The following is a 15378-nucleotide window of genomic DNA, read 5'->3' as shown; positions in this document are numbered from 1 at the left end:
TTAATACAATTAGCTTAGTTACCGTTTTTTGTTACCTGTGTCCCCATATAATCTTGAACGGTTCTAAAGCCAATATAACTTCTTGCAGAATCTGCATATTCGTAATCTCTTGAACTTACTTGTAAAAAGTATGCTACATCTTTCCAAGAACCACCACGAACAATTTTACGTTTGTTATCTCTATCGTTTACACTTGGGTTAATACTTGATGTATACTCATAAGATGAAGGATCGTAAGATGCATTTACCCATTCTGAAACATTTCCAGACATGTTATACAAATTGTAATCGTTAGGCTCATAAGATTTTGCTTCTACTGTGTATAAAGCTTGATCGGCAGCATAATCTCCACGTACAGGTTTAAAGTTTGCCATAAAACAACCTCTATCACTTTTTGTGTAAGGCCCACCCCAAGGGTAAGTTGCTGCTTGCAAACCTCCACGAGCGGCATACTCCCACTCTGCTTCAGATGGCAATCTAAATGTATTTACCATTGCCGCACCTTTTTTAGATTTTTGGTAAGAGTTTTTCTGCAAAGTTCTCCACTCACAAAATGCTTTAGCTTGTTTCCAAGTCACTCCTACTACAGGATATTCTCCATAAGCATCATGCCAGAAATAATCGTTATGCATTGGTTCATTGTAAGAATATGCGAAATCTCTAATCCAAACTGTTGTATCTGGATATATTTCTAATTCTTCCTTTTTAATAGCATCTTTACGTTCAATACCTCTGTTATTAGCAGCTTCTTGAATGTCCATATAGCTATATTGGAATTTGAATTTCTTAACATCCCAAGTACGTTGACCATTGTATGATGCCTCTAAAGGTAAATACATAGTATCCATAACCTCTGCATACCACTCATCTGGGTATTCAGCTGTATCAAATACTAGATCAACATCTTTGTTCAACTTTCTACCTTCGTAACCTGTTGGTCCTAATCCGGTATAGTTCTCGAACATGTATTTTTCGTAAACAGACATGTTGGCTGTATCTGCATCTTTAAATGCGTATTCACCAATACCTCCATCTTCTGGAACTTTTCCAATTTCATCAGCTAATACAGCAAGTTTCATTCTAACTATAGAATCTCTTACCCAATTAACAAATTGGCGATACTCACTATTTGTTATTTCAGTTGCATCCATGTAAAATGAGCGTACTGTAACGGTTTTTGCAGGCGCATCTTGCACACCAGCTAAATCATCATCAGCTTTACCCATTATAAATGCGCCACCAGGAATTAGCTCCATACCATAAGGCTTCTCTGGATGCCATTTTTTTCCTTGCACACCAACTAGTTCTCCTCGGTCATTTGACCCGCAACTTGCTAGTAATGCTACTACTGTGGTTAATAATATAAACTTCTTCATAATCATAGAAAACTCGCGGTTAATTATTTAAGCTCTAACTTGAGAGCGTAAACATATTTATATATTTTTTAAAAAACAACTTTTTACCTAAAAAAATTACATTTCGTCGTAAAAAATTAACATTTAAACGATTAAATGCGCATTTTAACCTTTTCACCTTGTTAAACGCTATTTTTCCTAATGGCTTTGTACCAGCGCTCTGGCACTTTATTATTGCATGCATCTTTGTAATCTTGGTGCATGCAAGGTAATAACGTATGCCTTTTTAATTTATTATTAACTTCTGACAAAAAAGGTATTTCAATCCACCATCTTCCTGTCTTATTACTCTTATAAAAAACTAATTCTTCCGATTCTACCAAAGTAATGAATTTTTGGTAAGTATATTCATCTGAAAAATCATCATCTTTAATTCTATAATTTACACCTTCTATAAAATACCACAGCATTTGTGATACTAACATAGATGTTATTTCATCATCACTAGAAGGTTTGTATTCGTAAATACCAAAAGACGACACCTTATTACTTATACCTGCATATCTAGCTATGGCGCAAATTTCTTTACCGTTTAGACCGTTGGGAGATACTTTTTGATTTAAACTTACTTCAGAGCTTTTTACCGCCCCCAAATCAATACTTACAATATTAGCATCTCTTAATACAGGTTCTACTATTGTAATATCATGAGATACTTGCCCAAGTCTATAAGACTCAAAATACAAACTATCCATCAAATCTATTTCTTCTTGCGAATTAAAATATGTTTGATAGCCTACTGTAGCGTAATTAAAAAGGTTATAGGGTTGATCTAAAATAATTTTACCTACAAAACTATTGTTCTTAATAGGTTTAGTTGAATCGCCTAAATCGAATTTGCTATCAACATTTACTATATTCACCATGGGCGCAAAACTATCATAAGCACGATAGTTTGCATAAGTAAGATCTTGCGATCCACCCAAAATCACGGGAATTACATTTTGCTTAATTAGAGTATTTACAACTTCTTTTAAAGCAAAATACGTATCATCTACACTTTCGCCTTTTTCAATATCACCTAAATCGGCAACACTAATACTCCAGCTACCAGGGAAGAGGCTATAAAATCCTTTTCGAATCTCATCTAAGCAAAACTCTTCACCTATATAATTAATATCATTTCTATTTTCTAAAACACCAACTATAGCAATTTGAACACCATCTAAATCTGGAATGCCCTGCTGCGCTGAGTGAATTTTTATTTTTCGACCTAAAGCCTGAGCTGAAAGCAACTCATTATGAGCCAATACAAAATCTGAAACAGGAGACAGAAAGTTAAAATCCATTAAAGTGTACTAAATTATGCTGTTTTGCGTTACACAAATATCAATAAAAAAAGAAAACTAACACTATAAATGTAAAAATTTATATCACAAATAAACGTATTAAAATTTTCTTTTTTTTTATAAAATTATTTCTTTTTCGCTGTTGTTTTTTTAGTTGTCGTTTTTTTCGCTGCGGCTTTTTTAGGCGCTGCTTTTTTTCTTGCTTTTTTCTTCGGGGTTTTAGCTTCAATTAATTTTGCAGCTTCTTCCAAGGTCATCTCTGTAACATCAACCGTTTTAGCTAACTCTACTTTAATTTTACCTTTTATAACATTGTGACGGCCCCAACGTGCTTTTTCTACACGAATACCTTCTTCTTCCCAATTATGAATAACCTTGTCGATTTCTTTCTGAATCTTAACTTCAATAAGTTCTACAATTTCATCATCGGTTAAATTATCCCAATCGTATTTTTTATTCACATTAATAAACAAATTGTTCCATTTTATATATGGTCCAAAACGTCCTTTACCCTTTTGTACAGGTAAATCTTTATACATATAAATTGGCGCATCGGCTTTTTGTTTTTCTTTAATTAAAACAATAGCATCATCGAGCTCTACACTTAATGGGTCTGTTCCTTTTGGAAGCGATACATAAGCATCACCAAACTTTACATAAGGTCCAAAACGTCCGTTATTAACAACAACCTCCTCATCTTCAAAATTCCCTAAATTTTTAGGAAGTTGAAATAAATCCATCGCCTCTTCGAAGGTAATAGAATTTAATTGTTGATCTGGACTTAAACTTGCAAACTGAGGTTTCTCTTCATCATCAACCGTTCCTATTTGAACCATTGGCCCGAACTTCCCTAAACGCACACTTACACGTTTGCCTGTTTTAGGATCTTCACCTAAAATACGTTCACCAGATTCCCTATCGGCATTTTCCTTTACATCTTCTACTATCGGGTGAAAATTATCGTAAAATGATCGCATCATTTTCTTCCAATCTTCTTTACCTTCAGCAATTTCATCAAAATCGGCTTCTACTTTTGCTGTAAAACTGTAATCTAATATAGACTCAAAGTGATTCACTAAAAAGTCCGTTACAATCATTCCAATATCTGTTGGAACTAACTTCCCTTTATCTGACCCCACTTTCTCTGATAAAGTCACATCGTTTACCGTACCATCTTGAAGTTTTAATTGAGAATAATTTCTTTCCTCACCATCTATAGTACCTTTTTCAACATAATTCCTGTTCTGAATTGTTGAAATTGTTGGCGCATATGTAGACGGACGGCCAATACCTAATTCTTCTAACTTTTTAACTAAAGATGCCTCAGTATATCTAGCTGGCGGACGCGTATAACGCTCGGTTGCTGTAATATAACTATTAAGTAATGTTTCATTAGTTTTCATAGCTGGTAACATACCATCTTGTTCATCTAAATCCTCATCATCAGTACCTTCTAAATATACTTTTAAGAAACCATCAAAAGTAATAACCTCTCCGTTTGCTGTAAAAGTTTCTTTATGTGTTGATGCACTAATTTTTACATTGGTACGCTCTAATTCTGCTTCACTCATTTGTGATGCAATAGAACGCTTCCAAATTAAATCGTATAAACGGGCTTGATCATAATCAATATCTACTGAATGTACAGCGAAATTGGTTGGACGAATCGCTTCGTGAGCTTCTTGAGCCCCTTTCGCTTTTCCTTTATAATTTCTAGACTTACTGTATTTATCACCGTAAGCATTCCTAATTTCTGCCTCTGCTCCTTTTTTAGCTTCATCGGAAAGATTAACACTATCCGTTCTCATATAAGTAATTAAACCGGCTTCGTAGAGGCGTTGCGCCATCGTCATAGTTTTACTTACCGAGAAATATAATTTTCTAGAAGCTTCCTGTTGCAACGTCGATGTTGTAAACGGTGCTGCTGGAGATTTCTTAGCTGGTTTCTGTTGTAAATCGGCTACTTTAAAATCGGCCTGAGCATTTTTCTCTAAAAACTTTTGCGCTTCTTCTTTAGTTGAAAAGTTCTTCGGAAGTTTTGCTTTAAAGCTTTGCCCATCTTCATTAGAAAACTCTGCATCTATTCTATATGATGCTACAGGACTAAAACCTTGTATATCTCTTTCCTTTTCAACAATTAATCGAACTGAAACAGATTGTACACGGCCGGCAGACAAACCACCTTTTACCTTTCTCCATAATACTGGAGACAGCTCGTAACCAACAATTCTATCTAATACACGTCGTGCTTGTTGCGCATCGACTAAATCGTAATCTATTCCACGTGGATTCTCAATCGCTTTTAAAATAGCAGATTTTGTAATTTCGTGAAAAACAATACGTTTGGTTTTCTCTTTATCTAATTTCAATGTTTCGGCTAAGTGCCATGCAATAGCCTCTCCCTCGCGATCCTCATCACTTGCTAGCCAAACCATTTCGGCTTTCTTAGCTAAGTCTTTCAGTTTTTTTACAACTGCTTTCTTATCTGTGGATACTTCGTATTTGGGATTAAAATCACCCTCAACATCAACCCCTAATTCCTTGGATGGTAAATCGGAAATATGTCCGAAACTAGATTCTACTTTAAAATCTTTTCCTAGAAATTTTTCAATGGTTTTTGCTTTTGCAGGTGACTCTACTATTACTAAATTCTTCGCCATAAATCATTTTTTGATCCTACAAATGTATATCAAAAAAAGTTTATCTGCCTAATTTTACGTACTATCTGTATAATTTTTACATAAAAAACCCTGCTTTTAATAGTAAAAAGCAGGGTTTTATTTTTTTATCACTAAAATAACCTTTCAATATATTTTGAAAAGCTCTTATTTCAAAACACCTTTATATAGGTCTCTTATTTTTCTATTCTACAGCCGTACCAATTTCTTCTATAGCATCTGTGGTTTCATTAAACCCTACTACTTTTTTATAAATTAAATACGCAGGGTGCCATAAAAAGGCTTGCAAAAACAAAGATCCTAATCCACACGTAATCATAGATATTACAAATACACAAAGGTAACTAACAAGAAATAAAGCTATAGTAATACCCCATTTTTTTGTTCCTAGTTTAAAACTAGCTTTTACAACATCGCCAGTACCAAACTCTGGATTAAAGGCAAAAACCAGCATAAAATAAGAAACCGGAACCATAGTGTATATTAATGGCAAGTAACATAACAATGCCGATGGAATAACAATACCTATAGAAACAAGCATTAACACAAAGGCTTTGCTTAAATATTTACCTTTTACAAAATGAAAAAAATCGGTTGTATTAACTACTTCATTATAATCCATTCTTTTAATTATTCTGAAAAAAGAAGCTTGTAACGTTAATGAAATAGTACCAAGAACAAATATCCCTATAACTACAAACAGAATATACAACACAGACATACCGCCCAAAAATGTACTTAATGCTTCTTGATCGTTATATCCGCTTTCCTGTTGCGCAACCATTAAACCAATTAAAGGCACGTACAACACTATAATAAGAGGTAACATAACAACCATAGTAAAAATTTGAAGCAAGAAACCTTGCACCCAAGTCTTTTTATATAACTCAATGGCTTCACTAAAAATAGAGCCAAAATCGAGTTGCTTTGCATTATTAATTTTTTCTAATAGACTAGTAATTGTGTTCATATTTTAAAGTTAGGGGTTAAGTTATTTAAAGACGTAAAAGTAATTTAATTTCTTAAAACAAAAAATTTTGTTAAATAAACCCAAATCGTAACCCCTAAATTATAAATCCAAGGATGCGCAAACCACTTCTAACAGCACTAAAAACCTGATTTATAAAACATTCTTTTAACTAAATAGAACACCATAAAACCTATAAATAGACTCAAAAAATAAAACTGCCACTTTGTCACAAAACACAAATTAATTGTATCTTTGCATACTTATTGAACAATACCAGTTTCTAGCAAACTATGGAAAAAATTATAGACGAAAATAAACAAGGCCAATCTTTAACTCTTGAACAAAAAGAAGGCAATACACGCAAACTTTTTATTGAAAGCTACGGCTGCTCAATGAATTTTAGCGATAGTGAAATTGTTGCTTCTATCATGAAGGATCAGGGTTTTAATACCACACAAAACTTAGAAGAAGCCGATTTAGTTTTAGTAAACACCTGCTCTATTCGTGATAAAGCCGAGCAAACCGTACGTAAACGATTAGAAAAATATAACGCCGTAAAGCGCGACCTAAATCCAAAAATGAAAGTTGGTGTTTTAGGCTGTATGGCCGAACGCTTAAAAACAAAATTTCTTGAAGAAGAAAAAATTGTAGATTTGGTTGTTGGTCCTGATGCATACAAAGATTTACCAAACCTTTTAGCTGAAGTTGATGAAGGTAGAGACGCTATAAACGTTATTCTTTCTAAAGAAGAAACTTATGGAGATATTTCTCCAGTGCGTTTAAATTCTAATGGAGTTACCGCTTTTGTTTCTATAACTCGTGGTTGCGATAACATGTGTACGTTTTGCGTGGTGCCTTTTACAAGAGGCCGTGAACGTAGTCGTGATCCACAAAGTATTTTAGAAGAAATAAACGATTTATGGAGTCGTGGTTTTAAAGAAATCACTTTACTTGGCCAAAACGTAGACAGTTACCTTTGGTATGGTGGTGGACTTAAAAAAGACTTTGTAAAAGCTACAGATATGGAAAAAGCTACCGCTGTAGATTTTGCTAAATTACTAGAGCTTTGCGCTAAAGAACAACCAAAAATGCGTATTCGTTTTTCTACATCCAACCCGCAAGATTTAACTTTAGATGTGGTTGAAACCATGGCTAAGTTCAATAATATTTGTAATCATATCCATTTACCTGTGCAAAGCGGAAGTAACCGTATTTTAAAGGAAATGAATCGTTTACACACACGCGAAGAGTATTTTGAATTAATTGACAACATCCGTCGTATTATTCCAAAATGCACCATTAGCCACGATATGATTGTTGGTTTTCCTACAGAAACTGAAGAAGATTTTCAAGACACAGTTTCTTTAATGGAATACGTAAAATATAATTTTGGATACATGTTTACATATTCTGAACGCCCTGGCACCATGGCCGGAAGAAATATGGAAGACGATGTGCCAGAACCTGTTAAAAAACGTCGTTTACAAGATATTGTAGATTTACAACGCCAACATAGCGAATTTAGAACTAAAGAATTCTTAGATACAGAAGTAGAGGTTTTAATCGAAAAAGAATCAAAAAAATCTACCGAACAATGGTCGGGTCGTACCTCACAAAACATTGTGTGTGTATTCCCTAAAGGAGATTTTAAAATTGGTGATTTTGTAAAAGTTAAAGTTAACAACTGCACAAGCGCCACGTTAATTGGAGTAGGCATAGCATTATCAATGAATAATTAATATTTATTTGAAATTAAAACCAAGCATTTATCATTATTCACTTTTAATTTTTAATTAAGCATTATGGAATCAATCCAAGCAATTAAACAACGATTTGGTATTATTGGCAATACACCAACACTAAACCGTGCTATAGAAAAAGCCATTCAGGTTGCTCCTACCGATATTTCGGTTTTAGTAACCGGAGAAAGTGGTGTTGGAAAAGAAAGTATTCCTAAAATAATACATCAATTATCACATAGAAAACACAATAAATATATTGCCGTAAACTGTGGTGCCATACCAGAAGGCACAATAGACTCGGAGCTATTCGGACACGAAAAAGGTGCTTTTACAGGAGCAACACAAACCCGTGAAGGCTACTTTGAAGTTGCCGATGGCGGAACCATTTTTTTAGATGAAGTTGGCGAGTTACCACTTACAACTCAAGTTAGACTTTTACGTGTTTTAGAAAATGGTGAATTTTTAAAAGTAGGCTCCAGTAAAGTTCAAAAAACCAATGTGCGTATTGTCGCGGCAACAAACGTTAACATGTTTGAAGCTATTGAAAAAGAAAAATTTAGAGAAGATTTATACTATCGTTTAAGTACTGTGGATATTAATTTACCTCCACTTCGCGAACGCCAAGACGATATTCATTTATTATTCAGAAAATTTGCCAGCGATTTTGCTTTAAAATACAAAATGCCGACTGTAAAGCTCACAGATTCGGCAGTGCAAGTTCTTACAAAACACCGATGGAATGGTAATATTAGGCAGTTACGTAACATTGCAGAACAAGTGTCTGTTTTAGAACAAAACCGTACTATTAGCGCAGAAACTTTAAACGGTTATTTACCTGCATCAGCAACCAATTTACCAGCAGTAATTAAAACATCGAAATCTAAAAGTGATTTTAGTAGCGAACGAGAAATTCTATACAAAGTTCTTTTTGATATGAAAAGTGACTTGAGCGATTTAAAGAAACTCACCATGGAACTCATGAAAAACGGGAACACCAAAGATGTTGAGAAGAAAAACGAAAGCTTAATTCAGAAAATTTACGGTGACGATGATGACGATATTCATGATTTTGAAGAAAGCGTAACCAATACCGAGTTACTCTCTATTCCAGAACATACTTCAAAAATTGAAGAGCCTATAAGCACACAAGATAAGTATCATTTTGCAGAAGAAATTGAAGAGGAAGAGACCTTATCTATTCATGATAAAGAATTAGAATTAATTAAAAAATCATTAGAACGTCACAGCGGAAAACGTAAATTAGCAGCCGCAGAACTTGGCATTAGCGAACGTACATTATACCGTAAAATTAAACAATACGATCTATAAAAACACGTTAACCTAATACACAAGTCTCTATAAAACAGACACGTATTTAAGAAAACAAAATGAAGCACGCAAAATACATTATTGCAATATTAACCATCGCAACCCTTACAAGTTGTGGTATTTACTCTTTTACAGGGACATCTATTTCTTCTGATATAAAAACTTACCAAGTAAATCGATTTGAAAACAATGCTCTTTTAGTAGAGCCAGGTTTAGAGCGAGATTTTAAATTAGCTTTAGAAGATTTAATTCAGAATCAAACCAACTTAAGTCTTGTACCATCTAATGGTGATTTAGTTTACGAAGGCGAAATTACAGGATACCGTGTTTCACCAACAACAGCTACATCAGAAAATGTTGCAGCTCAAAACAGATTAACAATAAGTGTTAAGCTTAGGTTTTTCAACAGAAAAAAAGAAGAGGACGATTTAGAACAAAGTTTCTCTTTTTTCTATGATTACGATGGAACAGCACAACTTATTGGAACCACAAAAACAACAGCACACGAAGAAATTTTTGAGCGTTTAACTCAAGATATTTTCAATGCTACGTTAGCGAAGTGGTAATAAAACCAAGCGTTAATAATCATTTTTAGATTAATATTAAAATTTGGCTTAGCCAATGAATCGAACCGATTTCACATATCTACTACAAAACCCGCATGCTATAACGCATGAACAAACCGAGGCTATAAAATCTATTTTAGATCAATATCCTTATTTTCAATCGGCACGCGCTATTCATTTAAAAGGATTAAAAGATCAAAGTAGTTTAGATTATAATCAAGCCTTAAAAACTACAGCTGCCTACACCACAGACCGTAGTATTTTATTCGATTTTATTACTTCAGAACATTTTATTCAGAATGAAATTTCACAATACATCAAAAAAAACATTTCACCTATAAATGATATAGAAATTGATGTTGAAGATATCACAGTTTACAAAAAAGTAACTATTGATGATACTTTAAAACAACAAATACAAGATACTACAGGCGTTTTAGACCCATCGTTATTTGAACCTAAAGAATTTCGTCCGAAAAAAGAAATTACTCTTAACGAAACTCCTTCTGAGCATATTGAAACTTCAACCGAAGAAGTTGATCAACCCGAAAAAAATACTCCAGAGGCTATATTAAATTTAGGGACACCACTTCCTTTTGATAAAAAAGAATCGCATTCCTTCAACCAATGGTTAAAACTTACACAATTTAAGCCTATTGAGCGCGAACCTGAAGTTTTAAAAAAACCGACTAAAAAGAAATCGGAAAAAGCATTAAAAAAGGAGAAAAAATTCGATTTAATTGATAAATTCATCATTAAAAACCCAAAAATAAACCCTACAAAGCCACTTTCGCTAAAAGGAAATTTAGCAAAAGCACAAATGATACAACCGGAAGCCTTGATGACAGAGACTTTAGCACGTATTTATGTAGAACAAAAAAATTATTCGAAGGCCATTCAATCTTATAAAATTTTAAGTTTGAAATATCCAGAAAAAAGTGGTTTCTTTGCAAACCAAATTGAGGCAGTAAAACAATTACAAGAACAAAATAACAAGAAATAATGAGTACGTTTACAATATTTTTAGCATTAATAGTTGTGGTAGCATTTTTACTAATTGTAGTAATTATGGTGCAAAACCCTAAGGGTGGTGGATTATCTTCTTCATTTGGAGGTGGTGGCACACAGCAATTAGGCGGTGTAAAAAAGACAACCGATTTTTTAGACAAGAGCACATGGTACTTAGCTACATTTTTGCTAATATTAATTTTAGCTTCAAACATTGCTATTAACAGAGGAGATTCTACTTTAGAATCTAAAGCTTTAGATACTGATGCACCAAGCACTCAGCCTTTACAAACTCCTGCTAATACAGCAACCGACGCTGCTACAATAAAAGATAGTGTGAACTAAGATTCTCAAAAACATATTAGATTTAAAAATGCCAACTTATACAGTTGGCATTTTTTATTTCTGCAAGTTTGTCAGTCTATTGCTCTTGGCATATTTTTAGCGTACTATTAAAGCGTTAATCATAATTTAATTAATTAAAAATAATATAAAAATGAGCTTAAACATTAAACCATTAGCAGACCGCGTTCTTATTGAGCCTGCTGCCGCTGAAACTAAAACAGCATCAGGAATTATTATTCCAGATAACGCCAAAGAAAAACCACAAAAAGGAACTGTTGTTGCCGCAGGAAAAGGTACCAAAGATGAGCCTATTACTGTAAAAGTTGGTGACACTGTTTTATATGGTAAATATGCTGGCACAGAATTAAAATTAGAAGGTACAGATTATTTAATTATGCGTGAGAGCGATATTCTTGCAATTATTTAACAAGTACTTTTTTTTATTTTCCGCGAAAGCGGAAACCTCATCAATTTAAACTAGATTTTCATTAAATAGATTTTCTCCTTAGTGAGAATAAAAAAATTAAACATATTATGGCAAAAGATATAAAATTTGATATTGAAGCACGCGACGGATTAAAACGTGGTGTTGATGCATTAGCAAACGCAGTAAAAGTAACGTTAGGCCCAAAAGGACGTAACGTAATTATTAGTAAAAGTTTTGGAGCACCACAAGTAACTAAAGATGGTGTATCTGTAGCTAAAGAAATTGAATTAGAAAACGCACTAGAAAATATGGGTGCGCAAATGGTTAAAGAAGTTGCTTCTAAAACTAACGATTTAGCTGGTGATGGTACTACAACTGCAACTGTATTGGCTCAAGCTATCGTAAAAGAAGGCTTAAAAAACGTAGCTGCAGGTGCTAACCCAATGGATTTAAAACGTGGTATTGACAAAGCTGTTGATGCTATTGTTGTAGACCTTGAAAAACAAGCTAAAAAAGTAGGTAACTCATCAGAAATGATTAAACAAGTTGCTGCTATTTCTGCAAATAACGATGATACTATTGGCGAATTAATCGCTACGGCTTTTGGTAAAGTTGGTAAAGAAGGTGTTATTACTGTTGAAGAAGCTAAAGGCATGGAAACTTATGTTGACGTTGTTGAAGGTATGCAGTTTGATAGAGGTTACCTTTCTCCTTACTTTGTAACTGATGCTGATAAAATGATTGCTGATTTAGAAAATCCATACATTTTATTATTTGACAAAAAGATTTCTAACTTACAAGAAATTCTTCCAATTTTAGAGCCTGTTGCTCAATCTGGTCGTCCATTATTAATTATTGCTGAAGATGTTGACGGACAAGCGTTGGCGACTTTAGTTGTAAACAAATTACGTGGTGGATTAAAAATAGCTGCTGTTAAAGCGCCTGGTTTTGGTGACCGCCGTAAAGCTATGTTAGAAGATATCGCTATCTTAACTGGTGGAACTGTAATTTCTGAAGAAAGAGGTTTCACTTTAGAAAATGCAGATTTAACAATGCTTGGTACTGCTGAAACAGTAACAATTGATAAAGACAACACAACTATTGTAAATGGTTCTGGTGATGCTGAATCTATTAAAAATAGAGTAAACCAAATTAAATCTCAAATTGAAACTACAACTTCAGATTACGATAAAGAAAAACTGCAAGAACGTTTAGCTAAATTAGCTGGTGGTGTTGCTGTTCTTTATGTTGGTGCTGCAAGTGAAGTTGAAATGAAAGAGAAAAAAGACCGTGTTGATGATGCATTACACGCAACTAGAGCAGCCGTAGAAGAAGGTATTGTTGCTGGTGGTGGTGTTGCATTAGTAAGAGCTAAATCTGTTTTAGAGAAGCTTACAACAGAAAACTTAGATGAAACAACTGGTGTGCAAATTGTAGCTCGTGCTATTGAAGCGCCTTTACGTACTATTGTTGAAAATGCAGGTGGTGAAGGTAGTGTTGTTATCGCTAAAGTTTTAGAAGGTAAAAAAGATTTTGGTTTCGATGCCAAAACAGATCAATATGTTGATATGCTTAAAGCAGGTATTATCGATCCTAAAAAAGTAACACGTGTAGCATTAGAAAATGCTGCATCTGTTTCTGGAATGATTTTAACTACAGAATGTGCTTTAATTGACATTAAAGAAGATGCAGCTGCAATGCCTCCAATGGGTGGTGGCGGTATGCCAGGCATGATGTAATAACATCACTATATAGTATTAAAAAGGGGTTTTCTAAAATTTTAGAAAACCCCTTTTTTTATTTAATCTATTTATATCTCTATAAAACAAAGCGTTCTTTATAGATACTATTAAATTTTAAAACAAGTAAAACTACTGCTGTATATAAAAACAAAAACTCCAAGTATAGCACTTGGAGTTTTTTCCTTTAAAAAAAAATAACAATAATATTAAGCTAATAATATAATCTTCCCATGTATTACTGCGACACAAAGTTGTCAGGAATACTTAATGGTAAATACCAGTTTTCTGGATTTAATAATTTTTGACCTACAGTTGCTGCTGCTCCACTTTCTCCTGCAGTTACAAACTTATTTGCAACAGCATTAGCTAATATTGTTGGATCGTTACTTCTACGTGAAAAACGAACTAAATCTTCCCATCTGTTTCCTTCAAAAGCCAACTCTAAAGCGGCCTCATTAAGAATTAACGCACCTACTTGCTCGATAGCACTAGCACTTGTTACATCGATATCTAAACCTACCGGAGCCATACCTACACGACCACGAACCCCTAAGTATCCAGAAATTGGCTCATCACTAGAATTAGTTGCGTAATAGGTGTTTATATCAAAATTTAAATAAGCTTCCCCGTTTTCAAAAATAGGAGCATCAACAGGGTCTACATCAGGATTATTAAAAATACCATTTAAAATCGCTAAAGCCTGTTCTGGATGTCCTGCGTAATTAATAGCCTCTGCATATCTTAAATATACTTTAGCTGCTCTATTCCATGTAAAATAATCGTATTGATATTTTTTAATTGGAAGTAAATCACTAAAAGCATCAACTGAGCTACTAACTCTTGTATCTATTCCTTCGATCTTTGGCTCACCTTCAAACCCTACAGATTGATCTGCCCAATTATATATAATTGATAATGACGCCGATAATTGATCTGTCACTACCGTAAAGCTATTGTTAGGCTGTCTATATTGTTCACTAAAACCAACATAATTGATAACCTCACTAGTTCTAACGGTTTCTCCGAATATGTTTAACCAACGGCTTACCCAACTGTAAGATTCCCCCGATTTTGTAACTGTTACCGAATTAGATCCAGATAAGTATAAAACACCTTGTAAAGCCTCTTTATCTAAAAATGCTTTATATCTCGTTGCTGCTAGCGTATTGTTTCCTTTCCATAAATGTAAGTCACCCAAAAGAATATCTTGATCAGGAATCATGTCAAAAATTGAAAACCCTAAAGAGCCTGCATATTTAGTTACATTCTCTACACCTTCAACCTCAGCTAGATTAGAAATTAATTGATCCAAAGCTTGATCTACTGATAATAAAGGGTAAGTATCATCCAGTTCATCACTCGTTCTAATTGGTTTTGTAATATATGGTAACTTTCCGTAATTAATTAGAATTTGCATTTGCGCCCATGTTCTAATTCTTAAAATAGAAGCATAATCATCTAATAATTGATTTTCGTAAGCATCCGTATCAATACCTTCTAAAGCAAAATTACAGTTATTGATAATAGAAAACATAGTCGTTAAATCTGCATAACTATTATCTTCACTTATGTTGTGATTGTTAACTTCTTGAAGCTCATCAATAGAGTTTGCGTTTACATTTACTAAATCTGCACGTAACTCGCCTAGCACTACATATTGCCCTACAACGCCTTGCAATTGAGAAAGCACTCCAAACAATGCCGATCTAGCATCTATTTGATCGTCGCCAAGGTAATCCTCGGCAAGCAATACTTCTTCAGGTTCTACTTCTAACAAACTCTCGCAAGAGGTTAAAAGCGTTAATCCGAAAAGTATGCTGAACGTAATATTTCTATATTGTTTCATTTATATCTATTTTTTTTATTT

General features: G+C 33.8%; 12 protein-coding genes. 7 read left to right on the top strand and 5 right to left on the bottom strand.

Features of this window, described 5'->3' with window-relative positions:
* Positions 1-14: 14 nt before the first annotated feature.
* The 4 genes from porK to DFQ06_RS15765 all read right to left on the bottom strand — a co-directional run bounded on the left by porK (position 15) and on the right by DFQ06_RS15765 (position 6352).
* Positions 15-1376, bottom strand: a complete 1362-nt coding sequence (gene porK / locus DFQ06_RS15780) for a T9SS ring complex lipoprotein PorK/GldK (RefSeq protein WP_042506458.1) — start codon at positions 1374-1376, stop codon at positions 15-17.
* A gap of 161 nt (positions 1377-1537) precedes the next feature.
* The gene (locus DFQ06_RS15775; RefSeq protein WP_133968775.1) at positions 1538-2704 is read right to left on the bottom strand and encodes a formimidoylglutamase; all 1167 of its coding nucleotides are present in this window, start codon (positions 2702-2704) and stop codon (positions 1538-1540) included.
* Between the two features lie 125 nt (positions 2705-2829).
* Positions 2830-5364, bottom strand: coding sequence for a type I DNA topoisomerase (gene topA, locus DFQ06_RS15770; RefSeq protein WP_042506432.1), 2535 nt, complete (start codon positions 5362-5364; stop codon positions 2830-2832).
* 202 nt (positions 5365-5566) lie between these two features.
* On the bottom strand, positions 5567-6352 hold the full coding sequence (locus DFQ06_RS15765) for a hypothetical protein (RefSeq protein WP_042506433.1): 786 nt from the start codon (positions 6350-6352) through the stop codon (positions 5567-5569).
* A 290-nt stretch (positions 6353-6642) separates the two neighbouring features.
* Between DFQ06_RS15765 and miaB the strand changes: the two genes are divergently transcribed.
* The 7 genes from miaB to groL all read left to right on the top strand — a co-directional run bounded on the left by miaB (position 6643) and on the right by groL (position 13508).
* A complete protein-coding gene (miaB, locus tag DFQ06_RS15760; RefSeq protein ID WP_133968773.1) occupies positions 6643-8091 on the top strand; it encodes a tRNA (N6-isopentenyl adenosine(37)-C2)-methylthiotransferase MiaB in 1449 nt (482 codons plus the stop codon).
* A gap of 63 nt (positions 8092-8154) precedes the next feature.
* A complete protein-coding gene (locus DFQ06_RS15755; RefSeq protein WP_042498031.1) occupies positions 8155-9423 on the top strand; it encodes a sigma 54-interacting transcriptional regulator in 1269 nt (422 codons plus the stop codon).
* Positions 9424-9482: 59 nt separating this feature from the next.
* Positions 9483-9989 carry an LptE family protein gene (locus DFQ06_RS15750; RefSeq protein ID WP_042498026.1) on the top strand — a complete coding sequence of 169 codons (507 nt, stop codon included), beginning with the start codon at positions 9483-9485 and terminating at the stop codon, positions 9987-9989.
* 55 nt (positions 9990-10044) lie between these two features.
* Positions 10045-10992 (top strand): hypothetical protein, encoded by a 948-nt coding sequence (locus DFQ06_RS15745; protein WP_074938603.1) that lies wholly within the window; start codon positions 10045-10047, stop codon positions 10990-10992.
* Entirely contained in the window at positions 10992-11342 is a 351-nt protein-coding gene (secG, locus tag DFQ06_RS15740; RefSeq protein ID WP_042498023.1) for a preprotein translocase subunit SecG, read from the top strand. The genes DFQ06_RS15745 and secG overlap by 1 nt, the downstream gene beginning before the upstream one ends.
* Positions 11343-11493: 151 nt before the next feature.
* Positions 11494-11769, top strand: coding sequence for a co-chaperone GroES (locus DFQ06_RS15735; protein ID WP_042498021.1), 276 nt, complete (start codon positions 11494-11496; stop codon positions 11767-11769).
* A gap of 107 nt (positions 11770-11876) precedes the next feature.
* On the top strand, positions 11877-13508 hold the full coding sequence (groL, locus tag DFQ06_RS15730) for a chaperonin GroEL (RefSeq protein WP_133968771.1): 1632 nt from the start codon (positions 11877-11879) through the stop codon (positions 13506-13508).
* 238 nt (positions 13509-13746) lie between these two features.
* Here groL and DFQ06_RS15725 read toward each other — a convergent pair whose 3' ends face one another.
* Entirely contained in the window at positions 13747-15357 is a 1611-nt protein-coding gene (locus DFQ06_RS15725) for a RagB/SusD family nutrient uptake outer membrane protein (protein WP_042506435.1), read from the bottom strand.
* Positions 15358-15378: the final 21 nt, after the last annotated feature.

The organism is Algibacter lectus (genome assembly GCF_004368925.1).
GTDB classification, from domain to species: domain Bacteria; phylum Bacteroidota; class Bacteroidia; order Flavobacteriales; family Flavobacteriaceae; genus Algibacter; species Algibacter lectus.
This window is presented reverse-complemented; position numbering and strand designations above follow the sequence as displayed.